Here is a 2,376-nt window from a genome sequence, read left to right on the forward strand (position 1 = left end):
CCCCTGCGAGAGTAGGACGCCGCCAGTCTCATTGAAAGGTCATTGCCTGATAGGTAATGGCTTTTTTATTTATTTTTATTGATGCTATTTTTTCTAGCTTTAGTTCATCCGGTCATTTTACGAAGGTTTATAGGTAGATATTATAGTTCCAGCTGATTAGTATGGATATGAAGTGGTAGAGCTTTCTTTGCATGTGTCCCATAGTTTAAACGATTATGCCAGAAGTTACCTTCCTCAACGCAAAGCCTAGGTGGGAGAAGAATGTTTGCCATTGAAGTGCTCCATAAAACCACGTAACAATTTGTTTATTGATGCATTAAAAATGAAGTGAAAGAAGTGGAATTTGGCGATGTGGACTGTGTTCGGTGCAACACATCCTGCTATAAAGTTAAAAGGGATTTGCGTCGGACTACCAACCAAAAACCATCGAATTGGTCTTTTGGAAAAGCGTACGTATCTTTATCGTATAAATTAAAGGCAAAAGAAATAAAAATTGATAACCACTAAGAAAACGTTACCTCGCAATAATGTTCTTGGTGTGCGAAAAGATGCAAAATGTCCCCGGGACTCTATAAATGTCTATGCGGCAATCAAAACCATCGCGATATTCTCGCTGCAGCTAATTTATTTGCCGAAATATTTTGTGGAGAAACCAGTGAACTGGATTACAACTTAGAACACCCAAAGTATCTACAAATTGCTTAAGTGCAAGAAGTAGTCGACGGTTAGTCCAGACCATGTTTATCTTTGGATAAGCCGTTGCCTACTGTAATCAGTAAATGTGATTCCTGTGATGGATCACAAAAGAGGGGTGTCATCCACTTATCTTGTTGAAACGCTTTTGTGTGGAATGATATTTCGGGAGAATCAACATCCTATTACTTTGCGTTTAAATAGTTGCTCAGTAAAACAGTGATCCAAGCTTCAGAAAACAAACCTATAACCTTCACTCAAAAATCGTTCAAGTAATTACAGATAAGTATGCCGTGAAACAATTCGGCAGCTACGAATAACGTATTGAAAATAATTACTAGTGTATTCTGTTAAAGGTAAGTCAATGACTGTTTCAAAAGACACGATTTTGATTAAAAAGGTAGAGTATGGACTTAAACTTTCAGATCTTTTAACAAAAAAGAAAAAGAAGAACCGGAAGGAGAAGTTTTTCAAGAAAAATGAAACAATTGTACTTACTTGTCTAACAGAAGAAGACTTAGCGTTAACTAACTGTGTTGGAAACCGTGTGGAGAAATGGAGCTTATTGGTTTTGATATTCGCTTCAGGTATCCGAATAAAATATTTCCACATATGAATTTAAAGTCGCTGGTGGTGATTTGATTGAAATTTAGGTAGTGACTGATGTAATTGAGGATAAAACGTTATTGGTTTCCGGGCGAGCCAATAAACAACAAAAGAAATTGTTGCTTTTATAGAAGATGAAAAAGTAACACATTTTATAATTGAAATATATCCGGAATCAAAAGAAACACAGAGGGAAACAACCAATAGAAATGAAAGAACACCGAAATAAGAAGACAACAACAACTCACTTTGTGGAATAGGGGAAGGATCAAACGAAAGTTGTCCCAGAAGGCAAAGCTAAGAGGCACCGATGTTGAAGAAACATTAGTCGTTCTGCTCACAAAACAGGAATTCAGCGTGATGTTAATTGCACACAAAATATTGCGCGCAAAAAACATCTGGTTTGGTATAAACAATTCGGTAATCCGAAGAAAAGTATCGCCATACGGATGGCGTAGTTGGTACAGACCTTGCCCTCTCGAAAGTCTTTTTTCTAACGAGGGTTGTTCGCCCAATTTCCGCCTCTGCATTTTTCTTTTGAAAAAGGAAAGTGGAATGTTTACCAAAACGAACCCCGCGGATTTAGTCGTGGAAGTGCTCAGTATAGAAGAGTTATAGAAAGTGGGAATGGAATTGTAAATCGGATATTGGGATTTCCAATTCATAGTTAAAGCGAGTGAGCGGATATTAATTGCCTAATAGACCGTAAATACATGAAAAGGCTACATAAAGCAGGCTAGCTTCAACTATGTCTAACAATGCAAAAACTAATTTAAAATAAGTCTTGCATTTTATTAGATAGACTGGTATATTTAATAAGTTGTCTTTACGACATAATGAAAACAACGAAAAAAAGAAATTGAAATTAGTTGTTGACATGAACGAAACGAAATGTTATGATATAAAAGTTGTCACCGAAACAACGACAACTACTTAAAGCGAAGAATGCAAGTTGATTCTTCCGACATGAACCTTGAAAACTGAACAGCAAAACATCAATGAAATACAGCGAGAGTGCTAACGCACTTGAGCAAAACGTTTCTAACTAAACTAACTTCGGTTGGTTGAAAAGAAACA

Annotated in this window: 1 protein-coding gene; it reads left to right on the forward strand. The window is 36.6% G+C overall.

Going from position 1 to position 2,376, the window contains the following annotated elements; translation table 11 throughout:
* Nucleotides 1–1,057 precede the first annotated feature (1,057 nt).
* Nucleotides 1,058–1,309 carry a hypothetical protein gene (locus tag I2483_RS19035; protein ID WP_207278632.1) on the forward strand — a complete coding sequence of 84 codons (252 nt, stop codon included), beginning with the start codon at nt 1,058–1,060 and terminating at the stop codon, nt 1,307–1,309.
* The last annotated feature ends 1,067 nt before the right edge of the window (nt 1,310–2,376 follow it).

The organism is Sporosarcina sp. E16_3 (assembly GCF_017347125.1).
In the GTDB taxonomy this organism is placed as follows: Bacteria; Bacillota; Bacilli; order Bacillales_A; family Planococcaceae; genus Sporosarcina.